The organism is Streptomyces sp. 5K101, assembly GCF_046506645.1.
In the GTDB taxonomy this organism is placed as follows: Bacteria; Actinomycetota; Actinomycetes; order Streptomycetales; family Streptomycetaceae; genus Streptomyces.
The window spans coordinates 233,474-259,806 of sequence record NZ_JBKFFO010000006.1; the positions used below are offsets into that span (position 1 = coordinate 233,474).

24 protein-coding genes and 1 pseudogene are annotated in these 26,333 nt (G+C 73.2%); 17 read left to right on the plus strand and 8 right to left on the minus strand.

All coding sequences use genetic code 11. The annotated features are described in order from the left end of the window. Positions 1-15 precede the first annotated feature (15 nt). From ACLB9X_RS14690 to ACLB9X_RS14710, 5 genes are read left to right on the plus strand one after another with little or no spacing between them, the layout of a single operon-like run. Positions 16-1,602, plus strand: coding sequence for a 4-coumarate--CoA ligase family protein (locus ACLB9X_RS14690; RefSeq protein WP_410360783.1), 1,587 nt, complete (start codon positions 16-18; stop codon positions 1,600-1,602). A 9-nt stretch (positions 1,603-1,611) separates the two neighbouring features. Further along, on the plus strand, positions 1,612-2,343 hold the full coding sequence (locus ACLB9X_RS14695) for an enoyl-CoA hydratase family protein (RefSeq protein WP_410360784.1): 732 nt from the start codon (positions 1,612-1,614) through the stop codon (positions 2,341-2,343). Further along, positions 2,331-2,927, plus strand: a complete 597-nt coding sequence (locus ACLB9X_RS14700) for a TetR/AcrR family transcriptional regulator (RefSeq protein ID WP_410360785.1) — start codon at positions 2,331-2,333, stop codon at positions 2,925-2,927. Before ACLB9X_RS14695 ends, ACLB9X_RS14700 begins: the two co-directional genes overlap by 13 nt. Positions 2,928-2,975: 48 nt before the next feature. Further along, positions 2,976-3,224, plus strand: a complete 249-nt coding sequence (locus ACLB9X_RS14705; RefSeq protein ID WP_410360786.1) for a hypothetical protein — start codon at positions 2,976-2,978, stop codon at positions 3,222-3,224. Continuing rightward, complete coding sequence (locus tag ACLB9X_RS14710) at positions 3,221-3,622, plus strand: DNA-binding protein (RefSeq protein WP_410360787.1); 402 nt, start codon at positions 3,221-3,223, stop codon at positions 3,620-3,622. Before ACLB9X_RS14705 ends, ACLB9X_RS14710 begins: the two co-directional genes overlap by 4 nt. Positions 3,623-3,679: 57 nt before the next feature. Here the strand turns inward: ACLB9X_RS14710 and ACLB9X_RS14715 are convergent, their stop codons facing one another. Further along, entirely contained in the window at positions 3,680-4,780 is a 1,101-nt protein-coding gene (locus ACLB9X_RS14715; RefSeq protein WP_410360788.1) for a citrate synthase 2, read from the minus strand. 430 nt (positions 4,781-5,210) lie between these two features. Between ACLB9X_RS14715 and pdxH the strand changes: the two genes are divergently transcribed. The 4 genes and pseudogenes from pdxH (at position 5,211) to ACLB9X_RS14735 (ending at position 8,954) form a co-directional block, all read left to right on the plus strand. Further along, on the plus strand, positions 5,211-5,834 hold the full coding sequence (gene pdxH, locus ACLB9X_RS14720) for a pyridoxamine 5'-phosphate oxidase (protein ID WP_410360901.1): 624 nt from the start codon (positions 5,211-5,213) through the stop codon (positions 5,832-5,834). An 836-nt stretch (positions 5,835-6,670) separates the two neighbouring features. After that, positions 6,671-6,856, plus strand: a pseudogene (locus tag ACLB9X_RS14725) (hypothetical protein); the annotation flags it as partial. Then, complete coding sequence (locus ACLB9X_RS14730) at positions 6,853-7,356, plus strand: nucleoside deaminase (RefSeq protein WP_410360789.1); 504 nt, start codon at positions 6,853-6,855, stop codon at positions 7,354-7,356. The pseudogene ACLB9X_RS14725 and the gene ACLB9X_RS14730, both read left to right, overlap by 4 nt. 191 nt (positions 7,357-7,547) lie before the next feature. Further along, positions 7,548-8,954: a PAS domain-containing protein gene (locus tag ACLB9X_RS14735; RefSeq protein WP_410360790.1), complete on the plus strand. Its 1,407-nt coding sequence runs from the start codon at positions 7,548-7,550 to the stop codon at positions 8,952-8,954. A 313-nt stretch (positions 8,955-9,267) separates the two neighbouring features. On the opposite strand, the gene ACLB9X_RS14740 is transcribed toward ACLB9X_RS14735, so the two are convergent. Then, complete coding sequence (locus ACLB9X_RS14740; RefSeq protein WP_410360791.1) at positions 9,268-10,023, minus strand: SIS domain-containing protein; 756 nt, start codon at positions 10,021-10,023, stop codon at positions 9,268-9,270. A gap of 204 nt (positions 10,024-10,227) precedes the next feature. On the opposite strand from ACLB9X_RS14740, the gene ACLB9X_RS14745 reads away from it, so the two are divergent. From ACLB9X_RS14745 to ACLB9X_RS14760, 4 genes are all read left to right on the plus strand, one after another. After that, a complete protein-coding gene (locus ACLB9X_RS14745) occupies positions 10,228-10,920 on the plus strand; it encodes a metal-dependent transcriptional regulator (protein WP_410360792.1) in 693 nt (230 codons plus the stop codon). 542 nt (positions 10,921-11,462) lie between these two features. Beyond that, entirely contained in the window at positions 11,463-12,326 is an 864-nt protein-coding gene (locus ACLB9X_RS14750; protein WP_410360902.1) for an alpha/beta fold hydrolase, read from the plus strand. A 47-nt stretch (positions 12,327-12,373) separates the two neighbouring features. Then, positions 12,374-12,754: a hypothetical protein gene (locus ACLB9X_RS14755; protein WP_410360793.1), complete on the plus strand. Its 381-nt coding sequence runs from the start codon at positions 12,374-12,376 to the stop codon at positions 12,752-12,754. A gap of 589 nt (positions 12,755-13,343) precedes the next feature. Further along, positions 13,344-13,517 carry a hypothetical protein gene (locus tag ACLB9X_RS14760; RefSeq protein ID WP_410360794.1) on the plus strand — a complete coding sequence of 58 codons (174 nt, stop codon included), beginning with the start codon at positions 13,344-13,346 and terminating at the stop codon, positions 13,515-13,517. Between the two features lie 20 nt (positions 13,518-13,537). On the opposite strand, the gene ACLB9X_RS14765 is transcribed toward ACLB9X_RS14760, so the two are convergent. The 3 genes from ACLB9X_RS14765 to ACLB9X_RS14775 form a co-directional block, all read right to left on the minus strand. Further along, positions 13,538-15,160, minus strand: a complete 1,623-nt coding sequence (locus tag ACLB9X_RS14765) for a transporter (RefSeq protein ID WP_410360795.1) — start codon at positions 15,158-15,160, stop codon at positions 13,538-13,540. Between the two features lie 26 nt (positions 15,161-15,186). Continuing rightward, positions 15,187-16,005 carry an ABC transporter ATP-binding protein gene (locus ACLB9X_RS14770; RefSeq protein ID WP_410360903.1) on the minus strand — a complete coding sequence of 273 codons (819 nt, stop codon included), beginning with the start codon at positions 16,003-16,005 and terminating at the stop codon, positions 15,187-15,189. 101 nt (positions 16,006-16,106) lie between these two features. Beyond that, positions 16,107-16,772: a bifunctional DNA primase/polymerase gene (locus ACLB9X_RS14775; protein ID WP_410360796.1), complete on the minus strand. Its 666-nt coding sequence runs from the start codon at positions 16,770-16,772 to the stop codon at positions 16,107-16,109. A 315-nt stretch (positions 16,773-17,087) separates the two neighbouring features. On the opposite strand from ACLB9X_RS14775, the gene ACLB9X_RS14780 reads away from it, so the two are divergent. Further along, positions 17,088-18,470 (plus strand): transcriptional regulator, encoded by a 1,383-nt coding sequence (locus tag ACLB9X_RS14780; protein ID WP_410360797.1) that lies wholly within the window; start codon positions 17,088-17,090, stop codon positions 18,468-18,470. 144 nt (positions 18,471-18,614) lie between these two features. Further along, on the plus strand, positions 18,615-20,624 hold the full coding sequence (locus tag ACLB9X_RS14785) for a hypothetical protein (RefSeq protein ID WP_410360798.1): 2,010 nt from the start codon (positions 18,615-18,617) through the stop codon (positions 20,622-20,624). Between the two features lie 62 nt (positions 20,625-20,686). Here ACLB9X_RS14785 and ACLB9X_RS14790 read toward each other — a convergent pair whose 3' ends face one another. Beyond that, positions 20,687-21,997: an ABC transporter substrate-binding protein gene (locus tag ACLB9X_RS14790; RefSeq protein ID WP_410360799.1), complete on the minus strand. Its 1,311-nt coding sequence runs from the start codon at positions 21,995-21,997 to the stop codon at positions 20,687-20,689. A 173-nt stretch (positions 21,998-22,170) separates the two neighbouring features. On the opposite strand from ACLB9X_RS14790, the gene ACLB9X_RS14795 reads away from it, so the two are divergent. Both ACLB9X_RS14795 and purU read left to right on the plus strand, forming a co-directional pair. Beyond that, positions 22,171-22,617: an SCO4402 family protein gene (locus tag ACLB9X_RS14795; RefSeq protein WP_410360904.1), complete on the plus strand. Its 447-nt coding sequence runs from the start codon at positions 22,171-22,173 to the stop codon at positions 22,615-22,617. Positions 22,618-22,692: 75 nt separating this feature from the next. Continuing rightward, positions 22,693-23,544, plus strand: a complete 852-nt coding sequence (gene purU / locus ACLB9X_RS14800; RefSeq protein WP_410360800.1) for a formyltetrahydrofolate deformylase — start codon at positions 22,693-22,695, stop codon at positions 23,542-23,544. Positions 23,545-23,578: 34 nt separating this feature from the next. Here the strand turns inward: purU and ACLB9X_RS14805 are convergent, their stop codons facing one another. Both ACLB9X_RS14805 and ACLB9X_RS14810 read right to left on the minus strand, forming a co-directional pair. Then, a complete protein-coding gene (locus ACLB9X_RS14805; RefSeq protein ID WP_410360801.1) occupies positions 23,579-24,889 on the minus strand; it encodes an extracellular solute-binding protein in 1,311 nt (436 codons plus the stop codon). Next, a complete protein-coding gene (locus ACLB9X_RS14810) occupies positions 24,886-26,292 on the minus strand; it encodes a hypothetical protein (protein ID WP_410360802.1) in 1,407 nt (468 codons plus the stop codon). Before ACLB9X_RS14810 ends, ACLB9X_RS14805 begins: the two co-directional genes overlap by 4 nt. Positions 26,293-26,333: the final 41 nt, after the last annotated feature.

Consider the following 26,333-nt stretch of genomic DNA (forward strand, 5'->3'; position numbering starts at 1 on the left):
GCCGAGGGGGCCGTCATGGTGTTCCGCAGCAGCTACGCAGATGTCCCGGCCGTCGTCGAACCCATCCACGAGGCGGTACTGGGCCGCGCCGCCGAGTACGGCGACACGGTCGCCCTCGTCGACGGGGCGAACGGCGCCACCGTCACCTACCGGCAACTCGACCTGCTCCACCGCAGAGTCGCCGCGGCCCTCGCCGACGCCGGCGTCGTCAAGGGCGACGTGCTGGCCTTGCACAGCCCCAACACCGTTGCGTACCCGGCGGTGTTCTACGGGGCGACGCGGGCCGGCGCGTCGGTGACCACCGTCCATCCGCTGTCCACGGCGGAGGAGTTCGCGAAGCAGCTGCGCGACTCCTCCGCCCGCTGGATCGTCACCGTCTCCCCGCTGCTGGAGGTCGCCCGCCGCGCCGCCGAACTCGCGCCCGGGATCGAGGAGATCTTCGTCTGCGACCGCGCCGACGGGCACGTGAGCGTCCTCGACATGGCCGGCTCCACCGCGCCCGAGCCCCAGGTGGCGATCGACCCGTCCGAGGACGTCGCGGCCCTGCCGTACTCGTCGGGCACGACCGGCGTGCCCAAGGGCGTGATGCTCACGCACCGGTCCATCGCCACCAACCTGTCCCAGCTGGAGCCCTTCATCCCCATGGGCCCCGGCGACCGCATGCTCGCCGTCCTGCCCTTCTTCCACATCTACGGGCTGACCGCCCTGATGAACGCCCCGCTGCGACAGGGCGCGACCGTCGTCGTGCTGTCGCGCTTCGAGCTGGACCCGTTCCTGTCGGCGATCCAGGAACACCGCATCAACGGCCTGTACGTCGCCCCGCCGATCGTCCTCGCGCTCGCCAAGCACCCGGCCGTCGCGAAGTACGACCTGTCGTCCCTCCAGTACATCGTCAGCGCGGCCGCCCCGCTGGACGCCCGGCTCGGCGAGGCCTGTTCGCGCCGCCTCGGCCTGCCGCCGGTGCGGCAGGCGTACGGGATGACCGAACTCTCCCCGGGCACCCACGTCGTGCCGCTCGCCGCGCACAACCCTCCGCCCGGCGCCGTGGGGCTGCTCCTGCCGAACACCGAGATGCGGATTCTCGCCCTCGACGGCTCCGGCGAGGACGCGGGCGCCGGCGAGGCGGGCGAGATCGCCATCCGCGGCCCCCAGGTGATGAAGGGCTACCTCGGCCGGCCCGAGGCGACCGCCGCGATGATCGACGCCGACGGCTGGGTGCACACCGGCGACGTCGGGCGCGTCGACGAGGACGGCTGGCTGTTCGTCGTCGACCGCGTCAAGGAACTGATCAAGTACAAGGGCTTCCAGGTCGCCCCCGCCGAGCTGGAGGCGCTGCTGCTCACCCACGAGGCCGTCGCGGACGCGGCCGTGATCGGCGTCCTGGACGAGGACGGCAACGAGGTCCCGAAGGCGTACGTCGTACGGCAGCCGGATGCAGAGCGGCTGACCGAGGACGAGGTCGTCGCGTTCGTCGCCGAGCGCGTCGCGCCCTACAAGAAGGTGCGCCGCGTCGAGTTCGTCACCGGCATCCCGCGCGCCGCGTCGGGGAAGATCCTCCGGCGTGAGCTCAGGGACCGCGAGAACCGCATCGTCGAGGAGTAGGAGAACCGCATGACGATCCGCACCGGCCACGACCGCGGCATCACCACCCTGACGCTGGACGACCCGGACAGCCGCAACGCGCTGTCCGCGCGGCTGGTCGGCGAGCTGACCGAGGCGCTGGCCCGGTGCGGTGACGACGACACCGTACGGGCCGTGGTGCTCACGCACACCGGCACCACGTTCAGCGCGGGCGCCGATCTGAAGGCACCGCCGAGCCCGTACGCGTTCGTCGCCCTGCTGCGGCAGATCGTGACGCTGCCCAAACCGGTCGTGGCGCGGATCGCGGGCCACGTACGGGCGGGCGGACTGGGTCTGGTCGGGGCGTGCGACATCGCGGCCGCGACCCACGCGTCGGACTTCGCGTTCACCGAGGTGCGGATCGGGGTCGCGCCCGCGATGATCTCGCTGCCGCTGCTGCCCCGGATGGACGCCCGGGCCGCCGAGCGCTACTACCTCACCGGGGAGCGGTTCGACGCCGCCGAGGCCGCCCGGACCGGGCTGCTCACGCTCGCCGCCGCCGATGTCGACGAGGCGCTCGCGCCGCTGGTCGAGGGGCTGCGCAGGGCCTCGCCGCAGGGGCTGGCCGCGTCCAAGCGGCTGGTCACGGCTAAGGTGCTGGAAACCTTCGACCGGGACGCGGAAGACCTGGTCCAGCGTTCGGCGTCGCTCTTCGCGTCGCCCGAGGCGCGTGAGGGGATGACAGCCTTTCTCGAACGACGGGATCCCGCATGGGTGTTGTGACGCCACCCCCGGCGGCGAAGGCCCCGAAGCAGGACCGCAGCCGGGCGACCCGGCAGCGGCTGCTGGAGGCCGCCGTGGCCTGCCTGGCCGAGGTCGGCTGGGCCGGCTCGACCGTGTCGGTGGTCGCCGAGCGCGCCGGGGTCTCCCGCGGCGCGGCGCAGCACCACTTCCCGACGCGCGAGGACCTGTTCACGGCGGCCGTCGAGTACGTCGCCGAGGAACGCTCGCAGGCACTGCGGGACCTGCCCGTACAGGACCGGGCGTCGGTCGTCGCGGCCCTGGTCGACCTGTACACGGGCCCGCTGTTCCGGGCCGCGCTCCAGCTGTGGGTGGCCGCCTCCAACGAGGAGCAGCTGCGCCCGCGCGTGACCGAGCTGGAGGCGAGGGTCGGCCGCGAGACCCACCGCATCGCGGTCCGCCTGCTGGACGCCGACGAGTCGCGCCCCGGCGTGCGCGAGACGGTCCAGGGCCTGCTGGACATGGCCCGCGGCCTCGGCCTCGCCAACCTCCTCACCGACGACGCGGCCCGGCGCAGGCGGGTGGTGGCGCAGTGGGCGGCGCTGGTGGAGGAGGGGCTGGGGTGAAACGCATCTGCATACTGTGAGTATGCATTCATGGGGTAGGTTGACCACATGGCTGAGACCACGCGTATCACGGTGACGCTCCCCACGGAGCACGTGGAGGAGCTGAAGAAGCTCACGGACAACGTGTCCGCCTTCGTGGCCGAGGCGGTCGACCGCCGGATAAGGCACGTGTTGCTGGGTGAAGAACTGCAGCGTTATCAGGAGGAGCACGGCGCCTTCACCGAGGAGGAGATGGCTGAGGCGCGCGCGGAGATCGACCGGGCGCTCGGCGCGGGAAACTCGGCGAGGGCAGCGTGACCAACCGCATCAACACCGTCGTCCTGGACTCCGAGGGGCTGTCGGCCTGGATCACGCAGGACCGCAAGGTCACGGCGAAGATCCAGCACTTCTACAACGTAGAAGCGAGACTCGTCGTCTGTGCCAACACCATCGTCGAGGTGATGCATGACGGAGTGAGCCTTCCTCGGCTTCAGTGGCTGCTGTCGCGGGTGACGGTCGAGCCCGTCACCGAACAGTCCGCCCGCGCCGCCGCCCGCCTCCTCAGGGGCACCGGCCTGCACGGCCGCAAGTACGCCATCGACGCCACCGTCGCCGAGATGGCGCTGCGCCAGCCGGGACCGGTCGTGATGCTCACCTCCGACGTCGACGACATGTCCCGCCTCTGCGACGGCCGGGTGCACCTCATAGGCCTTTGAGCACCCCGGGGTGCGCGCGACGCGTCACGTGCACCCCGTCCGCCGAATGATCGGCGGTCAGCCCGCGATGTCCTCGTACCCCGGGATCTCGCGCGGGCTGCGCGCGCCCGGGCCCACGTAGCGCGCCGACGGGCGCACCAGGCGGCCCGTGCGCTTCTGCTCCAGGATGTGCGCCGACCAGCCCGCCGTACGGGCGCAGGTGAACATCGACGTGAACATGTGCGCCGGGACCTCGGCGAAGTCCAGCATGATCGCCGCCCAGAACTCGACGTTCGTCGCCAGCACCCGGTCGGGACGGCGGTTGTGCAGCTCCTCCAGGGCCGCCTTCTCCAGCGCCTCCGCCACCTCGAAGCGCGGCGCGCCCAGTTCCTTCGCGGTACGGCGCAGCACGCGCGCCCGCGGGTCCTCGGCCCGGTAGACGCGGTGGCCGAAGCCCATCAGACGCTCGCCCTTGTCGAGGGCCTGCCGGACGTACGCGCCCGCGTCGCCGGTGCGCTCGATCTCCTCGATCATGCCGAGCACGCGGGACGGCGCACCGCCGTGCAGCGGTCCCGACATCGCGCCCACGGCGCCGGACAGGGCCGCGGCCACGTCCGCGCCGGTGGAGGCGATGACGCGGGCGGTGAACGTCGAGGCGTTCATGCCGTGCTCGGCGGCGGAGGTCCAGTACGCGTCGACCGCCTTCACGTGCTTGGGGTCCGGCTCGCCGCGCCAGCGGATCATGAAGCGCTCGACGACCGACTCGGCCTTGTCGATCTCGCGCTGCGGCACCATCGGCAGGCCCTGGCCGCGCGCCGACTGGGCCACGTACGACAGCGCCATCACGGCGGCGCGGGCCAGGTCGTCGCGGGCCTGCGCCTCGTCGATGTCGAGGAGCGGTTTGAGGCCCCACACCGGGGCGAGCATCGCGAGCGCGGACTGGACGTCGACGCGGATGTCACCCGAGTGCACCGGGATCGGGAACGGCTCGGCCGGCGGCAGACCGGGGTTGAAGGCGCCGTCGACGAGCAGGCCCCACACATTACCGAAGGAGACGTGCCCGACCAGGTCTTCGATGTCGACGCCCCGGTAGCGGAGCGAGCCGCCCTCCTTGTCCGGTTCGGCGATCTCCGTCTCGAACGCGACGACTCCTTCGAGTCCAGGTACGAAGTCGGACATCAGGCGGCTCCTCGAGATGCGTACGACATGGTGTGCACGGGTGGTGCGGGTGCCGTGTGGACGGCGGGGGCGGTCACCCCGGTGATGCCCCGTGCGGCCGGTGGTCATCCAACGGCCGGGAGGCAGGCACGATATCCCCTGCTGTCGGGAGGTCACAGTGTCCCGAGCCAAGATTTTGGCCGGTCCGTCCGATGCGGGGAAGCGTGACATCCGGCACACTGCCCCGATTCGCCCAGGGAGGATTGGCGGCACTCCGTGCCGGGCAAACTGGGGCCTGCGGCAGGATGTTCCCGTGACCGACCACGCCGCCCACGATGCCGCCGGCCCGCGCCGCTCCGGCCCGGATCACGTCACACCGGACGTGACCGTCTCCGGCCTGCCCGTGCCGGACCCGGCCGAGACCGGGCTCGTCGTCCCGGACCCCGCCGTGATGCGCGAGCAGTACCGCTCCACGCCGCTGAACGAGTCGGCACTGGCCACCGGGCCCATGGAGCAGTTCTCCCGCTGGTTCGCCGAGGCCGCGGCGGCGGCGCTGCTCGAGCCCAACGCCATGATCCTCTCGACGGCCACGCCCGACGGCCGGCCCTCCTCGCGGACGGTGCTGCTCAAGCAGTACGACGAGCGGGGCTTCGTGTTCTTCACGAACTACGACTCCCGCAAGGGCCGGGAGATCGACGCCAACCCGTACGTCTCGCTGCTGTTCCCCTGGCACCCGCTCGAGCGCCAGATCGTCGTCACCGGCACCGCGTCCCGCATCGGCCGCGACGAGACCGCCGCGTACTTCCGCACCCGCCCGCACGGCTCGCAGCTCGGAGCCTGGGCGAGCGACCAGTCGTCGGTGATCGCCTCGCGCGCCGACCTGCTGCACCGCTACGAGGAGCTGGCCGCGCGCTACCCCGAGGGCGAGCAGGTTCCCGCCCCCGCGCACTGGGGCGGCATCCGGGTCGTGCCGGACGCGGTCGAGTTCTGGCAGGGCCACGAGAACCGGCTGCACGACCGCCTGCGCTACGTGCGCACCGACGGCGCCTGGCGTGTGGAACGCCTCGCGCCCTAGCGGGAGGGGCCCGAGCCGTTTCGGGGAACGCCGCAAACGCGGACGACCCGTGGGCCTTGGTCCCTCCGTCCGGACGGAGGGAGCCGGCCGGACTCACCGGCGGCCCACGGGTCGGGTGACTGCTTGGGTTTCGGCAGGCGGCCTGCCGAGGTGCACAGAGTGCGACGGCAGGCCGTTAGCCCGCAGTCACCTCACGAGTCCGAAAAGAAACCATTTTTTCGGATCACCTCCTTTCGCGTGTGCCCACACCCTAAGAAGCGCCGCGGCCGGGTTCAAGTGAATTAGCGCTCCCGTCGTGGTCCGTGGCCGTCCTGTCCGGGCGGCTGTCGTCCCGTCGCTGCCGGCGGCCGGGCAGCGGCAGGCCGAGGCCGCCGCGGCGATGCTCGCGGTGCGCGGCACCGTGCGCGCGGTGGTGTCCTCGCCGCTGCGCCGGTGTGGGGATCGCGGGCGACGCGGACCCCGACGTCGTCGGCGCGATCATCGCCATGATGGGGAACCAGACCGATTCCGGGGGAACCATTTCGCCTCGCGGCGGAAGTAGCCGCGGCAGCACCGCGTACCGCTGCCGGCCGGGCCGCGGGGGCCCGCGCCCTCGTCCGCGCACCGTCAGACAGATCGGCGCTCGACCCGGCCAGGCTTCCCGGCCGGGCCGAGCGCCGTTCCACCATCGGCATCAAGGGGGACATCACGGGCGGACCGGCTCTTGTAGAAGTCTACGAAGAGGCGGTCTCTGCCTGCGGTGTTTTCATGTCTTCCACCCCTAGCTGGCTCCGCTCGGTTGGCTGTGTACTCCTCTCACACGTTGCCACGAAGCAAGGGACGAGTGTCGTGGACTTCCACCGACCCGCCGCATGGGCGGACGCGCTGGACCCCGGCGCCCGGCTCCCGGTGTGCGTGGCGTCGGCGAACCGCCCACCCTTTCGGCCACCCCGGCGATCGTGAACGCCATTTGCCTTGCTACGGGGCCGCACCTGACCCACGCCCCGGCCGGAACCCCACCGTCTCCGAAGGAGTCACCGTGACCGCGCACACCCAAGAAGTGAGCGCCCAGGAGCTCGAACTCGCCTGGATCAACGAGGCGATCCGCCTCGCCACCGACAGCGTGAGGAACGGCGGCGGCCCGTTCGGCGCACTGATCGCGAGGGGCGGGGAGGTCGTCGCGATCGGGAACAACCAGGTCACCGCGAACCTGGACCCGACGGCACACGCCGAGGTGTCCGCGATACGTGCCGCCTGCAAGGAACTGGGCACGTTCTCACTCGCGGGCTGCGTCCTGATCACGTCGTGCGAGCCGTGCCCGATGTGCCTGTCCTCCGCTCTGTGGGCGCGTGTCGACCGGATCGTCTACGCCGCCGACCGCGACGATGCCGCGGTGGCCGGTTTCGACGACCGCGCGTTCTACGACCTGTTGGAGAAGAAGCCATCGTCGGTGTGGCCGATGGCGGTCGAGCAGCTGGACCTGCCGCACCGTACGGCGCCGTTCGAGGCGTGGCTGGCCAAGTCCGACCGCATCGACTACTGACGACCGGGTCGTCCGCCGGCCGGGGGCCGTCTCCCGGGCCCTCGCCGTACGCGGCGCGGGTCCCGGAGGCGGCCCCCTCGCCCTTCCCCCCGGGGCGATTTCGGGGAACGGTGTGTGTCCTGTGTCACGTTGAAGTTGAATGGGCCTAGGTGCGTCAGTACACGTGGACACGTCCTGCAGGGGGTGCCGGGATGAGTGCTTCCAGGAGTGAGATCACCGACGCGCTCGGGTCCGGGGAGCCGGAGCCCGGGGCCGGGGCAGGGGCCAAGGCCTCGGGGCCGCCCGGTGCGGACCTGCTCGCGGCGCTGCTCGACGGGATGGACGCGGCGTTGTGCGCCTTTGACGCCGAAGGGACCGTCACGCACTGGAACCGCGAGGCGGAGCGCATTCTCGGCTGGACCGCCGAGGAGGCCGTGGGGCGGCGCGGGTTCGCCGGGTGGGCGGTCCGCAGGGCCGACGCGGGCGAGGTGGAGGAGCGGCTGATGGCCTCGATGGCCGTGCCGGGGCGGCAGGTGCACGAGTTCGCGCTGCTGCGCAAGGACGGAGGCCGGGTGTTGGTGCGCACCCAGTCCGCGCGGGTGCTCGGCGGCGACGGGAAGCCGGCCGGGGTGTACTGCGCGTTCAGCGAGGTCCACGCCCAGATCGACCTGGAGCGGTCCATCGCGCTGAGCGAGGCGCTGTTCGACGACGCGTCCTGGGGCGTCGTCATGGTCGACGTGGATCTGCGTCCGGCCGTGGTCAACAGCGAGGCGGCGCGGGTGCTCGGCGCCGGCCGGGCGAACGTGCTGGGCCGTCCGCTCGGGGAGCTCGTCTCCCAGGGCGTCGAGGAGCTGGAGGGCGCGCTGCACCACGTGCTGGCGGAGGGCGCGCCGCGCGGTCTCATGGACCTGTGGGTGACCGTCGCGACGCCGGAGGGCGAGCGCAGGCGCTGCTGGCGCAGCGGGTTCCTGCGGCTGGCCTCGCCGCTCGCGGAGGAGCCGGTACCGCTCGGGGTGGGCTGGGTGTTCCACGACGTGACGGACGTGAAGCTGGCGGAGCAGGACGCGGACCGGCTGCGGTTCCGGTCGGGGCAGCTGCACCGGGCGGGCCGGGTGGCGGCGGAGTGCGAGGACCCGCTGGAGGCGGCCGCCGTGCAACTGGACTTCGCGCTCGCGGGGTTCGCCGACCACGCGCTGCTGGACCTCGCGGAGGACGACGGGCAGCGTCTGGTGCGGGCGGCGGTCTCGCCGTCGGGCGCGTCGGGTCCTTCGGCACGGCCCGCGGGCGGCGGGCTTCCGGTGCGGTACGAGCCGGGGCATCCGGTGTTCCAGGCGATCGAGCGCACGGGGTCGGTGCGGGCGAGCGCGGGCAAGGAGGCGACGCCGGGTGGCTGGGCGGAGCGCCGTCAGTGGCCGCAGGACGCGGCCCACGCCCTGTGCACGGCGCTGCGCAGCCGGGGCCGCACGGTGGGCGTGCTGACGTTCCTGCGCACCGCGAGCCGCCCCGCGTTCGAGCGCCCGGACGCGGTGTACGCGGAGAGCGTGGCGGTACTGGTTGCGGCCTCACTGGACCTGGCCCACCTGACAACCGCCCCGCCCGCCCAACCCCCACCGCACTAGCCCCCACACGGGCTCCTCGCCCCGGCGCCCCGCGGTGCCCCGACCGCCCGCGGGCCCGCGGCTGTCCAGCCGGTCGGGGCCGTGCTCGGCCGGTGTCGGACTTCCCGGCCCCGGGGGCGACCCCGGGGCCCCGCAGGGGCGCCCCGGCCGCCCGCTCGCGGGCGTGGCTTACGCCTCTGGGCTCCCGCCTGGGCCTGCCCCTTGCTGCAGCCCGGCGCCTGGTGACGCGGCTGCCGGGGGGCCGGCCGACGTCGGCCTCCCCGGGTCGGGGGCACCCCGCCCCAGCCGGCGCGCGGGCACGCGCCGTGGTGGCTCAGTGGTGGAAGAAGATGCGGTCGCCGTACTCCGCCATCACGCGGCCGTTCCACTCGTGGCCGCCGTCCACGTTGCCCGAGCGCAGCAGTGGGGGCTCGATGCCGCGGGTGACCAGCTGCTCGGCGGCGGCCGCCATCATGGCCTGCATCAGCGCGCTCGTCACGACCGTCGACGCGGGCGCGAACGGCGTCTCGGTGCCCTCGTGCGTCAGCTCCGCGTCGCCGACCGCGATTTTGGAGTCGACGACGATGTCGCAGTGGTCCTTGAGGAACGTGCCGGAGGCGTGCCGCGACGTGGTCTCCTCCGCGTACGCCACGGACGTGACACCGATGACGGTGAGCCCGAGCGCGCGGGCGTTCATCGCCATTTCGACGGGCAGCGCGTTGCGCCCGGACAGGGAGACGATCACGAGGACGTCGCCGGCCGTGGCGGGGCTGGATTCGAGGACCGCCGCGGCGAGGCCGTCGACGCGCTCCAGCGCGGAGCCGAGCGTGGCGGGCCTGACGTCCACGCCGACGACCCCCGGCACGGCCAGCAGGTTCATCAGGGCCAGGCCGCCGGCCCGGTAGACGACGTCCTGGGCGGCGAGGGAGGAGTGGCCCGCGCCGAAGGCGAACAGCCGCCCGCCCGCGGCGACGGCGTCGGCGACGGCCGCCCCGGCGGCGGCGATGTTCGCCGACTCCTCGTCCCGTACGCGCTGCAGCAGACCGATCGCGGCGTCGAAGAACTGACCGGCCAGCTTGCTCTCGCTCATCGCCGAGCCTTTCCGGAGGGTACGAGGTGGGTAGGAGGAACCGTACGAGTGCGTGACGGCCCGGGAACATCCGTGCCGCCGATCACGTTGCGGTCTGGACCATTGCGCTGTCAATACGGGCTTCGCCCACCGCGGCACGGTTGTCTGTGGGATGCGTAAGAATTGAGCCGGGGCCGCAGCGCACGATTTCTTCGAGGGGCACGTATGTCCGGACTGATCGACACGACGGAGATGTATCTCCGCACCATCCTCGAGCTCGAAGAGGAAGGTGTGGTGCCCATGCGGGCCCGTATCGCGGAGCGGCTGGACCAGAGCGGTCCCACGGTCAGCCAGACCGTGGCCCGCATGGAGCGGGACGGCCTGGTGACGGTGGCGGGCGACCGGCACCTGGAGCTGACCGGCGAGGGCAGGCAGCTGGCGACGCGCGTGATGCGCAAGCACCGGCTCGCCGAGTGCCTGCTGGTCGACGTGATCGGCCTGGAGTGGGAGCAGGTCCACGCCGAGGCCTGTCGCTGGGAGCACGTGATGAGCGAGGCGGTGGAGCGCCGCGTGCTGGAGCTGCTGCGCCACCCGACCGAGTCGCCGTACGGGAATCCGATCCCGGGCCTGGAGGAGCTGGGCGAGAAGGCGGAAGTGGACCCGTTCCTGGACGACAGCATGGTCTCGCTCGCCGAGCTCGACCCGGGCGCGGACGGCAAGACGGTGGTCGTGCGGCGGATCGGTGAGCCGATCCAGACCGACGCCCAGCTGATGTACACGCTGCGCAGGGCGGGCGTGCAGCCCGGCTCGGTGGTGAGTGTGACGGAGTCGCCGGGCGGCGTGCTGGTGGGCAGCAGCGGCGAGGCGGCGGAGCTGGAGGCGGAGGTCGCCTCGCACGTCTTCGTGGCGAAGCAATGAGGCGCGCGATGCCCGGCTGACCGGGCGGGGAGCGACGTCGGGCGGCCCCGGAGCCCTGTGCTCCGGGGCCGCCCGACGTGTGTGTGGCGGTGAACGGCGCCGCCCGGGAGTTCACCGGACCGAAACCGATTTCCGGCCCAAAGGGCAGCGGCCGGGCGGATCGCGTGCCACTCTGAAGCCGAGGCATATGACCACGGTTCGGGAGGGGAGCCAGGGTGATGCGCCGCCTGCCGTACGTTTCGCGCGTCCCGCTCGTCCTGACATGGAGGAGTCCCGACGCCCGAGGGCGCCGGGACCTGTCCTCCCCGGTGCTGACCCGGAGCCCCGAGCTCCCAGGGTCAATCCCGTCGGACCGTTTTCCCCGAGCGGCCCGCCTCCCGCAGGGAATCTCCCCTCAGCTGCGCCGTCCAATCCCCGGACCTGGTCACTCGAACGAGGGGTGTTGCGTGGCAGAGCCGCGTTTTCGAATACAGGTTCGATAGTCTCGCCTCATCTCGACACGAGCCACTCGATCCGGGGGAGACAAGGGGGTGCCAGGCCAGATGGTGCGGCGCATCGATGTGACCGGAGCCGGCGGTGTGCGCCTGGCTGCCTGGGAGTTCGCGGATCCGCCGAAGGGGCACGGGGAGCACGAGAGTGCGCCGGGGGTCTTACTGCTGCACGGGCTGATGGGCCGCGCCTCGCACTGGGCGCCCACGGCGCGGTGGCTGGCCGAGCGGCATCGCGCGGTCGCCCTCGACCAACGGGGCCACGGCCGCAGCGAGAAGCCGACCGACGGGCCGTTCACCCGCGAGGCGTATGTGGCGGACGCGGAGGCGGCCGTCGAGCAGCTGGGGCTGGCCCCGGTGACCTTGATCGGCCACTCCATGGGGGCGCTCACGGCGTGGCAGCTCGCGGCCCGGCGTCCCGACCTCGTGCGCGCGCTGATCATCTGCGACATGCGGGCGTCGGCGCTCGGGGTGGCGTCCCAGCGCGAATGGGAGGACTGGTTCCGTTCCTGGCCGGTGCCATTCGCGACGCTGGCGGACGTTCGCAAGTGGTTCGGTGAGGACGACCCGTGGGTGGAGCGTCCGAATCCGGCGCGGGGCGAGTTCTTCGCCGAGGTGATGGCCGAGCGCGCGGACGGCTGGCGGCCGGTGTTCTCCCGCCGCCAGATGCTCACGTCCCGCGAGACGTGGGTCTTCGACGCGCACTGGGAGGAGCTGGCTAAGGTCCGCTGCCCGACGCTGGTGGTGCGCGGCCTCGACGGCGAACTGGGCCGCGCGGAGGCCCAGGAGATGGTCCGCGTGCTCCCCCTCGGCCAGTACGGGGAGGTCCCCGACGCCGGCCACCTCGTCCACTACGACCACCCGGACGGCTGGCGCACGGCGATCGAGCCCTTCCTGGACGGGGTCCTGACGCCGTGACGGTCCCAGCGGTCGGGCAGGGCGCGACGTCCAGGGAGCCCTGCGACGTGTGCGGCGCGCCCCGACGCCGGGACACCGGCGAGAGTCTCGTCGCCGGCCGCCGCCACTGGCAGGTTGAGGTTTCGTGCGCCGGCTGCGGGCACAGCTGGATCGGCTGCGGTTCGGGCGAGCCGCCGCCGGAGGTCCGCCAGGCGGTCCTCGCGGAGCACGGACCGGTGACCGTGTCGCTCGCCGTGTCGCCGCAGGGGAGCGGAGCACGGCTGCTGAGGTGCCTGCGCGAGATCCGCGGAGGCACCTTGTCCGAGGCGCGCGCCGCGGCGGACGCGCTGCGGGGGAGCGGGCTGGAGGGGACACTCGTGGAAGGGGAACTGCTGGCGGGGGCGTTGAGGGACGCGGGATTCGACGTGGTGGTCACGGCGGGGAGTTGAAGCGTATGACGGACGGGTACGGCGCGTTGCAGATCCACACCGTGGAGCCGGTCGACGAGCGCACCGCCGTGTGCGTCGTGCGGTGCGTCGGCGGCGTTGCCCGGCCGGGGCAGGGGTACGACGAGGGGCGGCTGCGCCTGGAGGCGATCGACCGGTACGGGCGGGACGTCGACCTCGTAGACCCGCCGCACGGCGCGAAGGTGCGGTTCTCGGGCGACGGCGTGGCGCGGCTGCGCGCCCGGACCGTTATTGCGACCCACGGCCCCCGCCGCTTCGGCTACGTGGGCCCTGCGGACATCCGGCTCGCCGCCGAGCACGCCCCGCCCGGCCGCGTGATCCGTACGCCCGCGGAGTTCGCGGCCTGGGTCGGGGCACAGCAGCCGGGCGATCTGGCCGAGCCGTTCACGTACGTCGTCGACGGTGAGGGCTTCCTGCGCCTGGCGCCGCGGCGCAGCGAGCACGTCGCCTGTGCCGGTCGCGCTGCCGTCGCGGGGGCCGGGGAAGTCGCCTTCCGGCACACCGGCGACGGCCGCTGGCGGGCCGATTACGTCAGCAACCAGTCCACGGGCTACTGCCCCGGCCCCGACTCGTGGCCCGCGGTCGCCGCCGCCCTCGACCGGGCGGGCCTCGCCCGCACGGCGACGGCCTCACCCACGAGGTGGTCTTCCGCCGCTGCGGCACCTGCGGCCAGCTCAACGTGGTGCGCGAGGACGACTTCGTGTGCGTCTTCTGCGAAGCGGACCTGCCGGTGCGTGAGGCGTGACGCGTCACGCCACCGTCCCCTCAGCCCTTGCTCACCGCCGTCAGGATCTCCGGCAGTCGGTTCGCCGTGCGGGGCGCGGCCAGGCGCAGGCCCGACCACAGGAGCAGCGCCCCGTACGCCGTGCCCGCCGGCAACAGCGGCCACAGCGCGGACGGGTCCGAGACGTGCAGCCAGATAGTCAGCGCCAGCAGCGGCGTGCACAGGAGCGCCGAGAAGAGCATGCCGCCGAAGATCGAGATCCAGGCGATGCCGCCCTGCCCCGGTGCGACGTTCTTGTACGCGCTGTCCTGCGGGATCGAGTACGGGAAGTGCGCCGAGGCCACCGCGCCCGTCGCCAGCATCGCGCCCAGCAGGGCGAACGACAGGCCCAGCGTCTCCGGCAGGTCCGCCCACCGGCCGAGCAGGCCCACGGTGACCACGGCCACCAGCGTCATGTACGGCACGGTGATCAGGAGCAACGCCAGGGCCCGGGCGCGCAGTTCGGCGTAGGCGTCCCGCGCGGACGAGATCGTCAGCGCGACCATCCAGAAGGCCGACGTGTCCTGGCCGAACTGGTTGTACATCAGCAGGCCCAGCATGCTCGCCGCGAAGCACACGAGGTAGATCGAGCCGGTGCCCTGGAGCGCGTTGAGGACCGGCACGATCATGCCGACCGCGAGCGACGTCACCCACGCCGCCTTCGTCTTCGGGTCGCGCCACATGTACCGCAGGCTTCGCTGCATCACCGTGCCCGTACGGCCCTGGGGCAGCAGCCGGTGCAGACCGGTCGACGTCCCCTTGCGGGTCGGCTCGGAGGCCGCCGCCAGGGTCGAGCCGTCAGGGGTCGTCATCAGCTTCGTCAGGCTGCGCTGCCACCACCACAGCAGGGCGGCCAGGGCCAGGGCCGCGAGGGCGAGTTGGGCCAGCGCGGTCCCGTACGCGCCGTCGCCCGCCGAGCCGACCGCGCCGAGTGCGGACGCGGGCGGCACCCAGCGCACGACGTCGGCCACCGGGTCCAGCGTGGCGAGCCCGCCCGCCCTGCCGATGCGCTGCGCGCCGAAGTTCACGAGCTGGAAGCCCACCGCGATCACCAGCCCGCTGAGCACCGCCAGGTCACGGCCCTTGCGCGAGGTCAGCAGGCGGATGTTGGCGGCGGCCACCGCCCTCGCCAGCGCGACGCACTCGAGCAGCGTCAACGGCACGGCGAGCACCGACACCAGGACCGCACCGACCCCGTGCGCCACGGCGATCGCCGAACCGACCGCCAGGCACAGCGTGAACAGCGGCCCGATGCCCACCACCGACGCGCCCAGCAGCGCCGTCACCAGCGGTCCCGGCCGCAGCGGCAGCATCACCAGCCGGGTCGGGTCCAGCGTCTCGTCGCCGCTGGGGAAGAACAGCGGCATCACGGCCCAGCCGAGCGCCAGCACACCCGCGAGCAGCACGACGAGCGAGGCGGCGTGCGTCTCGCCGCGGAGCAGGACCAGACCCACGAACTGCGCCGCCGCGAACAGCAGCGCGCACACGAGCGAGACGATGTACGCGGCCTTGCGGCCGGACGACTGGCGCAGCCCGCCCAGCAGCAGCGACAGCTTCAGTCCGACGAAGATCCGGGTCAGCGACGCGGTGCTCGGCGACGCGGTGCTCAGTGAAGCGGTGTTCAACGGCGGAGTGTTCAACGGCGGGGTGCTCACCGCGCACCGCCGCCGAGCCAGTCCAGCGAGTCCCCGGTGTCCCGGTCCCGCGCCCCCACGAGTTCGAGGAAGGCGCTCTGCAGCGTCGGCGCGTCGCCCCGTACCTCCGCGAGCGGTCCCTGCGCGCGGATACGGCCCGCCGCCATCACCGCGACCCAGTCGCACAACGACTCGACGAGCTCCATGACGTGACTGGAGAAGACGACGGTCGCTCCGGACGCGGTGTAGCGCTCCAGCACGCCGCGGATCGTCTGCGCCGACACCGGGTCGACGCCCTCGAACGGCTCGTCGAGGAAGAGCACTTCGGGGTTGTGCAGCAGCGCGGCCGCGAGCCCGATCTTCTTGCGCATGCCGGTCGAGTAGTCGACGACGAGCTTGTGCTGCGAGCCGGCGAGGTCGAGGACGTCGAGCAGCTGGGTCGCGCGCTTGTCGACCTCGTCGCCCGGCAGCCCGCGCAGCCGGCCGTTGTATGCGAGCAGTTCGCGTCCCGACAGCCGCTCGAACAGCCGCAGCCCCTCCGGCAGGACGCCGATGCGGGCCTTCACCTCGACCGGGTCGCGCCACACGTCGTGACCGCCGACCAGCACCCGGCCCTGATCGGGCCGGAGCAGTCCGGTGACCATGGAGAGCGTGGTCGTCTTGCCCGCGCCGTTCGGCCCGACCAGGCCGATGAACCGGCCCGCCGGAAGCGTCAGATCGATCCCCTGGACGGCGATCTGGTCGCCGAACCGTTTCGACAGACCTTCCACCTGCACGGCGGGCGGTGCCGTGCCCCCGTTCGCCCCGCCCGCCCCGTCAACTGCCTTTTCCGGCATGGTCACTGCCTCTCACTGTCCCCGTGGTCCCCGTTGGTACGGGCACAGCCTACGGACGGACGCGCCCGGGGCGTAGCGGTGATCCAGGCAGTAATCGCTGGTCAGGATTGCCGGGATCGTGCCGCGGCGGCCTCCCTGCCGCAGGCGTAGGCGAGCGGGCTGATCAGCTCGTCGGCGTCCGGCAGCCACCGGTTCGCCGGAGTGGGGCGGCGCACCCAATGCACGGCGCCCCGGCCGCCGATGCGGGTCGGCGGCGCGGCCACGTAATGGCCCTCGCCGCGGGCGACGAGATCGAGGGACGCGGGCGCCCAGCCCAGGCCGCGGATGAGAGCGGGGACCTTCAGGGCGGCGCCGGGGAGCACGAAGAAGAGCATGCGACGGTCGGGGGTGCAGGTCACCGGGCCGAGGGGAAGATCCATCCGCTCCAGCCGGGCCAGGGCGAGGAACCCGGCCGACTCCGGCACGTCGATCGTGTCGAAGGTGCGGCCCGTCGGCAGCAGGATCGACGCCGCGGGCTGCGCGTCCCACAGCCGCCTGGCGGCCGTGGCGCTGCCCGTCGCCTGGTTCGCCCAGTCCGCCCCGGCCGGGTGCGCGCCGGGCGCCTGGCAGCCGGCGTCCCCGCAGGAGCAGTGCTCCGCTCCGGCCACGGCCTCCAGCCAGGTGCCGGGGAACACGTCCCAGTGCCGCTCTTCCGCGTACCGCACGGCGGTGTCCAGCATCTGCTCGCCTCGTTGCTGGGGGATCCGCGGGGATTGACTGACTGTCATGGTCTCTTCCACGCCACACTCAACTACCGCCGCGACCTCGGGTTACGGGCCCTCTGTCGACGCACGGTGGAGCATCGATCCTGCATGCGGGGCGCACGGGTGCACGGCCGGGGGCGCGCGGGGGGCCGCACCCGCAGGGACGGGTAGCCAGAGCGGAGACACGTACGGGACGGGCCGGAACGGGTCCGTCCGGCACGGTGGGCAACGGGGCCCGTACGACGGCGAAACGGAACCAAACCGACCAACTCTGCATTCTCCGTATATCAGCCGGGCAGTGATCACATCATTGATCACCGCGGCATCAGGGGGTAGTTCATGGCAGCCAGGCCTCTCGTCGCCCGACAGCCGAACGAACGGTTGCAGGCGCTCATCCAGGAAGCCGGGTGCTCGAACGCCGGCCTCGCCCGGCGCGTCAACATGGTCGGCACCGAACGGGGCCTGGACCTGCGCTACGACAAGACGTCGGTGGCCCGCTGGCTGCGCGGCCAGCAGCCGCGCGGCCGGGCCCCCGGCATCATCGCCGAAGCCCTGGGCCGCAAGCTCGGGCGTACGGTCACGATCGACGAGATCGGCATGGCCAACGGAAAGAACCTGGCCTCCGGCGTCGGCCTCCAGTTCTCCCCGACCGTGGGGGGCGCGATCGAGCAGGTCTGCGAGCTGTGGCGGTCCGACGTGGGCCGCCGCGACTTCCTGTCCGGCTCCGTCGTCGCCGCCTCCGCGCTCGTCGAGCCCAGCCGCGACTGGCTGATCACCGGCGCGGACGCCCAAGTGGCGCGTACGGCCGGGGCGCACGTCGGCGCCTCGGACGTCGAGGCGGTACGGGCCATGACCGCGGCCCTGACGGAGCTGGACCACCGCTTCGGCAGCGGACACGTGCGGCCCGTCCTCGTGCACTATCTCAACAGCGTGGTCTCCGGCCTGCTCTCGGGCTCCTACCGGGAAGCGGTCGGCCGCGACCTCTTCGCGGCGGTCGCCCGGCTGACCGAACTCGCCGGGTACATGGCCGTGGACACCGGTCAGCCGGGGCTCGCCCAGCGGTACTACATCCAGGCCCTGCGGCTCGCGCAGGCGGCCGGGGACCGCGCCTACGGCGGCTATGTGCTCGCCGCGTCCATGAGCCACCTCGCCGCCGAGCTCGGCAATCCACGCGAGATCGCCCAACTGGCCAGGGCCGCCCAGGAAGGGGCGCGCGGGCAGGTCACGCCCCGGGTCGAGGCCATGTTCCACGCGGCCGAGGCCCGCGGGCACGCCCTGCTCGGCGACGCCCGCACCTGCCACGAGGCCGCGGCCAGGGCGGTGGCCGCGCTGGAGCGGGCCGAGCCGGACACGGGCGACGACCCGGCGTGGATCACCCACTTCGACGAGGCGTATCTCGCGGACGAGCTGGCGCACTGCCACCGTGACCTCGGCGAGGCGGGCGAGGCAGCCCGGCAGGCCGAGGACGCGCTCGCCGGCCACCCGGCCTCCCGCGCGCGGCGGCGGGCGATCGGGCTGGTGCTGCTGGCGTCGGCCCAGGTCCAGCAGCGGGAGGTGGAGCACGCCTGCCACACGGCCGCGCGCGCGGTCGACCTGCTGGACACGTTGCGCTCCAGCCGGGGCGCGGAGTATCTGGAGGACCTCCAGCTCCGGCTGGAGCCGTACGCGGCCGAGCCGGCGGTACGGGAGCTGGCCGCGCGCCTGGAGCTGCGGGCGGCGTGACGGGTGTAGGAGGCGTGCGCACACCGGGCATGAACAGCGTCCTGTGTCCGCATCTTGTTACTGGTCCTGCACGTGTGTGCGGAGCGCTCGGGGCACCCGGTAGCGTGAGCCGACGATTCCGTAGGTCCACACGTAGGAGTCCCGGTGACGCACAGCGGACAGGGTGACGAGCAGCGGCTGCCGGCCGCGCGGCCCGCGTACGAAGGCGTCGTGCTGCCCGCCGACGGCAGCGAGCCCCTCATCCCCGGATCCCTGGGGGCGCAGGCGGCTCCGGCGGGCGGTCAGCCGTGGGGCGCGCCGTGGGGACCGCAGCAGTCGCCTCCGCCGCCGTCGGCGGGCGACGCGCCCGGTGCGCCGCCGCAGCCGGGCTACGGCTATCCGACCGCGCCCGGCCCGGCCCCGCAGGACTACGCCACCCCCAACTCCCTGGGTGCGCCGGGTACTACGTACGGGTACGCCGGTGTCCCCGCGCAGGGCCAGGCGGGCGGCTACGGCGCCGCGGCCGCGCAGGGGCAGCCCGGTTACGGGTACCCCGGCGCACCCGCGCCGCAGGCGGGTCACCCCGCCGTTCCCGCACAGGGCCAGGCGAACGGCTACGGCGCCCCGGTCCCGCAGGGGCCGCCCACAGGTCCGGGCGCTTCCGCGCCGCAGGCCGGTGGCCCGGGTCACCCGGGCTCTGCCCCGCAGGCGCAGCCCGGTTACGGGTACCCCGGTGCACCCGTGCCGCAGGCGGGCGGTCTGGGCCACCCCGGTGCTCCCGCACAGGGCCAGGCGAACGGCTACGGCGTCCCGGCCCCGCAGGGGCCGCCCACAGGCGCGGCCGCTTCCGCGCCGCAGCCGGGTTACGGCTACCCCGGCGCAGCCGCGCCGCAGGCCGGTGCCCTCGGTCACCCCGGCGCTCCCGCACAGGGCCAGGCCAGCGTCTATGGGGCCCCGGCCCCGCAGGGGCCGCCCACAGGCCCGGCCGCCCCCGCGCCGCAGGCCGGCGGCCCCGGTCACCCCGGCACCCCCGCGCCGCAGGGCGCCTCCGTGCCCCTGCCGTTGCCGGTGCAGGGCGCTCCCGGGCTGGAGGAGCTCACCCAGATGCTGCCGCCCCAGGGCGGCCAGGGCGGCCACGGCGGACCCGTCGGGGCCTCGGACGCCACCCAGTACATCCAGCCCGTCGCCGGCGGCCCCGCCACGCCGCCCGGGGCCCTGCCGCCCGAGATGCCCGCCGAGTCGACGACCGTCCTCGGGGCGGCGCGCGCGGGTGGCGGCGACTCCGACGCCACGCAGTACATCGCGCCCGTGCCGCCCGCCCCCACCGCCGCGCCGTTCGGCATCCGGCCCGGTGCGCCGGGGGACCGGCAGCCGCCCGCGGAGTTCGACAGCCTGTTCCGCTCCGACGCGCCCCAGGCCCAGCCGGCCGACTCCACCCAGCAGTTGCCCCGGTTCGACACCGGGCCGGGCAGCCGGCCGGCCGCGCACCAGCAGCCGGGGCACGCCGGCCACACCTCCCGTTACGACGACGAGCCCGTGACGCGCAGGCGCTCCATCGTGCCCGTCGTCGCCGCGCTGGTGATCGGCTGCGCCGTGCTCGGGCTGGGGGTCGGGGCCGTGATGTCCGGCGGGGACGACGACAAGGACCCGGTGCCGGACGAGAACGTCGCCGTCGGCACCCCCGCGCCGAGCCAGAGCGCGTCCGGCAAGGCTCCCGACCCCGCCGAGCCGCAGGCGAAGGAGCTCGACAAGCTGCTCGCGGACAGCAACAACAGCCGTGCCGCGGTGATCCGTTCGGTCGAGAACATCAAGGTCTGCAAGAACCTCGACCAGGCCGTCACCGACCTGAAGGGCGCGGCCGCCCAGCGGCGCAGCCTGGTGACCCGGCTCGACGGGCTGACCGTCGACAAGCTCCCGGACAACGCCGCGCTGACCTCCGCCCTGACCAAGGCGTGGCAGGCGTCGGCCTCGGCCGACGACCACTACGCGGCATGGGCGCAGCAGGTCAAGGGCAAGAAGGGGTGCAAGGACGGGAAGGCGCGCGTCACGGCGCAGACCGCGCAGGGCAACCGGGCCAGCGGCGAGGCGACGAAGGCGAAGAACGAGGCCGCGAAGCTGTGGAACTCGATCGCCCGCACGTACGGCCTGACCGAGCGGCGCAGCGAGCAGCTCTGAGTCCGCGGCGGGGCGGCGAACCCGGTTCACCGCCCCCGCCGGCGGCCGTCTCGCGGGACGGCTCAGGCCGCGTCCATCAGCGTCGTGCCCACGTCCACGAAGTTCTTGTCCTGCGCCACCAGCCGTCCGTCCCGCACTACTTGGAAGGTCACGCTGCGGTTGACGATGCGCGGATAGCCGGGCGCGCCGAGCATGTCCTCGTAGCCCCACCGCAGCGGCGGCGTCAGGCCGTCGGTCGTCACCTCCAGGCCCTGGTCGAGGGCGTGGGAGATACGGCCCGGGGTGACCGTGTCGCTGTCGAGCGCGCGGATCACCCGTTCCAGCACCGTGTACGCGATCCAGGTGGTCTGCACGCCCGCATCGGCCGGGTCGATGCGGTCGTCCCCGAAGGCGTGCTCGTCGACCACCTTGCGCATGCCGTCCCAGCGGTCGTCGTTCGCGTCCGGGTACCAGCCGGTGATGTAGGCGCCCTCGAAGGGGCCCTTGCGGCCGCCGGTGCGGTCGACGAGGGGCTGGCCGACGCTGCCGATGACGGACGAGATGCGGATGTACCGGCCGTCCTCGGGCAGTCGCCGGAAGGAGTCGAAGAAGGTCTCGGTGCGGTCGCCGAGGGCGGCGGTGACACACCCGGGCCGGGTGCCGGACGAGGCGGTCGTCGTCCAGGTGGGCTCCGCGGCGCGCCTGCGCGCCTGCTCGGCCTGCTCGGTGTACTCGGTGGCGTCGTCGGCCGCGCGGATGTCGGCCGAGGGGACGTTCCGATTCCCCTCATCGAGACCGGAGTTGAGCAGCTGGACGAGGTCGTCGCCGTTGATGCTGTCGGGGCGTACGAGGGAGACGCCGGAGCAGTAGTCGGCGAGCTGTCGGCCGTTGCCCGCGACCAGTGCCGGCTGGCCGCCGTTGACCGGGTAGGAGAGGTAGCTGGTGAACTCCTCGCCGGACATGCCGTATCCGCCGATGAAGGGTATGCCGGCGGCCTCCAGGGGCGCCATGAAGGAACCGTACTGGCTGTAGGAGCCGACGACCGCGGCCGCGCCCTCCTTGACGGCCCGGCGGGCGCAATTGGCCGCGCCCTGGGGGGTGTTCTTCTCGTTGCAGGTGATGACGCGGAGGTCGTGCCCGTCGATGCCGCCGCGCGCGTCGGCCCAGCGTTCGTAGGCCTTGGCCATCGCCATCATGCCGGGCATGTTGGTGGCCTGGGTCTCCTCCGGGGCGAACGTCATGACGGTGACGGGCTCCCTGGAACCCCCGCTTCCCCCGGGGACACCACAGCCGGCGACGAGGGACACTCCTGCCGCCACCACCGCGGTGCACGCGGTCCGCAGCCGACGGGTCTCGGAGGGGCGGGGGGCGGGGAAACGACGCCAACCGGTCATGACCCCGCATGTTTCCTCCCCATGAGGAACGGCACAGTGAGCGTTGTTCAACGCAAGGTGACCGAGAGGTGAATTACGGGGGCGGGGCCGGGTGATCGAAAAGGGAACGTACGATCGAAGGCGTGCAGCAAGGTTCGGTCAACCCTTCCCGTCGCGCCCGTCGCTCCTCCACCATGGGCGGCATGCCGCTCAACGACATGCCCTGGTGGCGCTGGCGCAGCAATGTGCGTTCGGCGCTGCACATGCTTTCCGATCCCGTCTTCCACCAGGAGTGCTGGCTGGCCGGGCGCGAGGGGTACGGCGACGTCACGGACGCCGTGTACCGCCTGGTCGAGGACACCTGGCTGGACAACTGGTCGGCCGAGAAGTACGTCGGCACGATCTTCCGCGACTCGGGCGAGGCCGCGCTGGTGGACGTCGCCGTGCTGCGGGTGCTGCGCATCATGCACCAGGTCGGTGCGGACGCCCCGGTCTCCGCGTACATGGAGCACCACGGCTGGCCGGAGGCCGTCCGTGCGGCCCGTGACGCGCACGTACTCCTCGCGTCGAACGACGGCGAGGACCCGGACGCGCCGCCGCGCTCGCTGGACGTGCTGCGGATCATGACCCGGTCGGGGTGAGCCGGCTGTCCACCACCGCGTCCGTTTGACGGACGCCGGAGGGGTCCGCACCCCGCTGTGTGGCAGGCTACAAGGATGACTGACCAGTACGTCCTCACGCTTTCCTGCCCCGACAAACAGGGCATCGTGCACGCCGTGTCGAGCTACCTCTTCATCACGGGCTGCAACATCGAGGACAGCCAGCAGTTCGGAGACCGGGACACGGGCCTGTTCTTCATGCGGGTGCACTTCTCCGCCGAGGCCCCGGTGACCGTGGACAAGCTGCGCGCGAGCTTCGCCGCCGTCGGCGACGCCTTCGCGATGGACTGGCAGATCCACCTGGCCGACGAGCGCATGCGGATCGTCCTGATGGTCAGCAAGTTCGGCCACTGCCTGAACGACCTCCTCTTCCGCTCCCGTACCGGCGCCCTGCCGGTGGAGATCGCCGCGGTCGTCTCCAACCACACGGACTTCGCCGAGCTGGTCGGCTCGTACGGCATCCCCTTCCACCACATCCCCGTGACGAAGGACACCAAGGCCGAGGCCGAGGCGCGGCTGCTGGACCTCGTGCATGCGGAACGGGTCGAGCTGGTCGTCCTCGCCCGCTACATGCAGGTGCTCTCCGACGACCTGTGCAAGCAGCTCAGCGGCCGGATCATCAACATCCACCACTCCTTCCTGCCGAGCTTCAAGGGCGCCAAGCCCTACCACCAGGCCCACGCACGGGGCGTCAAGCTGATCGGCGCGACCGCGCACTACGTGACGGCCGACCTCGACGAGGGCCCGATCATCGAGCAGGAGGTCGCGCGCGTCGGCCACGAGGTCACGCCCGAGCAGCTGGTGGCCGTGGGCCGGGACGTGGAGTGCCAGGCCCTGGCCCGTGCCGTGAAGTGGCACGCCGAGCACCGCATCCTGCTCAACGGGCGCCGCACCGTCGTCTTCGCCTGAGCCCGGTGCGGCGGACCCCGCCTGCGGACACCGCCTAGGGAGCAGCCGGATCCGGCGGCCCGGCCACCGGGTTGTCGCAGAGGTCGTCCAGGACGAACGCGCCTGCCTCCGCCTCCTCCCTCTCCTGCTGGAGCGCGGTCTCCGCGTCCAGCCGTTCGAGCAGGCGGGTCAGCAGCACCGGGTCCTTCGGATGGCCGACGAACTCCAGAACGGCCCGGTAGAACGCGTCGCGCAGCGTCGGCGGCATCGTGTCCGAGGCGTCCATGCAGATCCGGCCCGCCGAGTCGAACAACTCCTGGACCGCCCGCGTCCCCGGCGACGGCGCCTTGGAGGCGAACGTGCCGCCCGGGAAGAACGGCCGCTCGCCGGGCTTCGCCGCGTCCGCCCAGTCCTTGCGGGCGGGCGCCGAGGTGAGGCGGCCGAGCAGGTCCCAGGCGGCCGCGCTGGGCCGGAAGACCGCGGCCATGTCGCCGGACACCTCGAAGACGGCGCCGCCGTCCTCATCGCCGGCCGTGGGCCCGTCGAGATGGCGGGCCGTAGGGGTGGGCCGCACGTCGTCGCCGTAGTGCCTGCGGATGAACGACCCCTGGTGCTCGTGGGTGCAGTCGCCGCGGTTCAGCAGGCCGTAGCTGCCGTCGTCGAGCAGGTCGAAGGAGTCGGTGAGCGCGTCCGGCGCGGGGGAGCGGCCGTTCGCGGTGAGCATCCGCGCCCACTCCTCCCAGACCGGGCGCGTGCTCTTCCACGACGTCTTGCCGGTCGCCCAGCGCTCGTACGCGTCCGACCCCTGGCGCTGCAGGATCAGGTCCTCGATCCAGTCCGTGCCCGGCCAGCCGGAGGTGGCGCCGGAGCTCAGGCCGAGACACCACGTCGGCTCGCTCTCCCCGACGTCCGCACGGCTCCACACCAGCGACTTCAGGTCGACGCGCACCGGCGCCCAGAAGACGTGCGTCCGGGCCGCGCCGCCCTTGCCGGAGACGGTGACCGGCGGCGCCCACGGCGGGACGGCCGCCCCGGCGACCTTCTCCGGCAGCGGATGGGCGTCGCCCGAGCGCGCGTACTGCGCCAGCTCGCCGGGGCTGTTGAGGATCGCCAGGTCCGGGGGCGCATCCGCCTGGAGCTGGGCGACCAGCGTCTCGCGCAGCGAGCGCGTGCCCTTGTAGACGTACCGGTGGCCCGTCTCCTTGCCGATGCGCCGCAAGGCGGCCACGAACGGGGCCTCCTCCCCGTCCGTCCACGGGCCGAGGACGACGAGCGTCCGCTCCTCGGGGGTGCTCGCACAACCGCCCGCCGACGCGGCGGTCACGGCGAGCAGACAGACCGCAAGGGCGAGCCTCAAGCGCTTCATGCCTCCGTGTCCTTCCGCCGCGCGACGTACGAGGGATAGGGCCGTGCGTAGAGGTAGAGCGTCACGCCGCAGGCCAGCGCGCCGAGGCCGGTCACGGGGACGGCGACGCCGGCGGTCAGCGCCCAGCCGTACGGGTGCGCCGACGCCATCCGGTCCGCCGCGTCGCCCGCCACGCCCTCGATCACGCGCCCGACCCCGGGCACGGCCGTGACGTACTCCAGCTCGGCGACCCCGTCGTGCACCTCCTGCTGGGCCGAGTGCTCCTGGCAGCCGCCGACGGCCAGCAGTACCGGCGTCAGCAGCACGGGCACCGACGCCGCGACGATCTGGAGGCTCACCAGACGCAGCCGGTCCCGCAGGAACACCGACGTGCCCACGACCGCGAAGCCGAACAGGACGGCGACCAGCGCGGCCGCGGCCGTCGCCGCCACGGTGAGCGCGCTCCAGTCGGCCAGATCGGCGCTCTCGTCGAGGAGTTGCTCCTCCAGGACCTCGATGAGGTCCAGCACGGTGGTCGGGTCCTGCTCGCCGCCCGCCGGCTGCGGGCTGCGCAGCATCCCGGCCGCGTACGCCACCCCCGCCTCGCGCAGCACCCGGCTCGCGCGGTTGCGGTCCGCCCAGGCGATCTTGTCCCCGTACGCGACGACGAGGCCGGACACCACCCGCAGCTCCTGCTCCTGGGCCCTGCTCAGGGCCCCGGACCGGGCGACCCGGTTCAGGCTTTGGGTCGCCTCGGCCAGGTGCGAGCGGTAGGTCTCGCCGAGTTCGACGCGCCCGGCGTGCTCGGGGTTCAGCAGCCGTAACTCCGCCTGCGCCTGGGCGAGTCCGAGCGAGGTGCGCGCCTGGGCGAGCCCCACGAGTGCCGGCACGGACCGGTCGCGCAGCTCCTCGGAGCGCCGGTGCACGTCGTTGTAGGCGGCGGCGCTCAGCGCCAGGGCGATCAGCGCGAGGGCAGGCAGCACCAGCATCCTGCGCCGCAGGAACGCGGCGGTCGGCGGCCCGGTGCCGGGGGACCGGCCGGTGGCCCGCGCCCACAGCGCGGGTGGGACGCGCCGCGCCTGCCGCCAGGTCCGGCGGCCGTCGCGCCGAAGGCGACCGCCGAGCCGCCGAAGCGCGGTGGCGGCGCGCGCTGGTCCGCCGGCGCGTCGCGGCGAGGTCACGTCATTCCGCAGGACGCTGCCGTCGGCCCGCGGTGCGGCGGGCGGCCGGACCGCGTCCGCCGGGCCGCCGTCACGGCGGCCGCCGTCATCGTCCGGCCGGGCTCCGTCGTCGTCGGTCCGGGCCGTGCGCGCCGGTCCGTCGTCCCGTTGGATGCTGCTGTCGGCCGGCGGGGTCGTGTCCGCCGGGTCGCCGTCACGGCCGGGCCCCGTGGCGCGTGACGGGTCCGTACCGGCTGCCGTCATGCGGACTCCTCCCCGTCCCGGAGCGTGACGCGCCGGGCGTG

Excerpts from the sequence above, each read along its gene's own strand:
- ACLB9X_RS14745 (WP_410360792.1), top strand. The coding sequence starts at position 10,228 with ATGTCCGGACTGATCGACACGACGGAGATGTATCTCCGCACCATCCTC.
- pdxH (WP_410360901.1), top strand. The coding sequence starts at position 5,211 with ATGCGCGAGCAGTACCGCTCCACGCCGCTGAACGAGTCGGCACTGGCC.
- ACLB9X_RS14750 (WP_410360902.1), top strand. The coding sequence starts at position 11,463 with ATGGTGCGGCGCATCGATGTGACCGGAGCCGGCGGTGTGCGCCTGGCT.
- ACLB9X_RS14735 (WP_410360790.1), top strand. The coding sequence starts at position 7,548 with ATGAGTGCTTCCAGGAGTGAGATCACCGACGCGCTCGGGTCCGGGGAG.
- ACLB9X_RS14700 (WP_410360785.1), top strand. The coding sequence starts at position 2,331 with ATGGGTGTTGTGACGCCACCCCCGGCGGCGAAGGCCCCGAAGCAGGAC.
- ACLB9X_RS14770 (WP_410360903.1), bottom strand. The coding sequence starts at position 16,005 with ATGCCGGAAAAGGCAGTTGACGGGGCGGGCGGGGCGAACGGGGGCACG.
- ACLB9X_RS14740 (WP_410360791.1), bottom strand. The coding sequence starts at position 10,023 with ATGAGCGAGAGCAAGCTGGCCGGTCAGTTCTTCGACGCCGCGATCGGT.
- ACLB9X_RS14715 (WP_410360788.1), bottom strand. The coding sequence starts at position 4,780 with ATGTCCGACTTCGTACCTGGACTCGAAGGAGTCGTCGCGTTCGAGACG.
- ACLB9X_RS14795 (WP_410360904.1), top strand. The coding sequence starts at position 22,171 with ATGGGCGGCATGCCGCTCAACGACATGCCCTGGTGGCGCTGGCGCAGC.
- ACLB9X_RS14805 (WP_410360801.1), bottom strand. The coding sequence starts at position 24,889 with ATGAAGCGCTTGAGGCTCGCCCTTGCGGTCTGTCTGCTCGCCGTGACC.
- ACLB9X_RS14780 (WP_410360797.1), top strand. The coding sequence starts at position 17,088 with ATGGCAGCCAGGCCTCTCGTCGCCCGACAGCCGAACGAACGGTTGCAG.
- ACLB9X_RS14775 (WP_410360796.1), bottom strand. The coding sequence starts at position 16,772 with ATGACAGTCAGTCAATCCCCGCGGATCCCCCAGCAACGAGGCGAGCAG.
- ACLB9X_RS14695 (WP_410360784.1), top strand. The coding sequence starts at position 1,612 with ATGACGATCCGCACCGGCCACGACCGCGGCATCACCACCCTGACGCTG.
- ACLB9X_RS14690 (WP_410360783.1), top strand. The coding sequence starts at position 16 with ATGGTGTTCCGCAGCAGCTACGCAGATGTCCCGGCCGTCGTCGAACCC.
- purU (WP_410360800.1), top strand. The coding sequence starts at position 22,693 with ATGACTGACCAGTACGTCCTCACGCTTTCCTGCCCCGACAAACAGGGC.
- ACLB9X_RS14810 (WP_410360802.1), bottom strand. The coding sequence starts at position 26,292 with ATGACGGCAGCCGGTACGGACCCGTCACGCGCCACGGGGCCCGGCCGT.
- ACLB9X_RS14790 (WP_410360799.1), bottom strand. The coding sequence starts at position 21,997 with ATGACCGGTTGGCGTCGTTTCCCCGCCCCCCGCCCCTCCGAGACCCGT.
- ACLB9X_RS14705 (WP_410360786.1), top strand. The coding sequence starts at position 2,976 with ATGGCTGAGACCACGCGTATCACGGTGACGCTCCCCACGGAGCACGTG.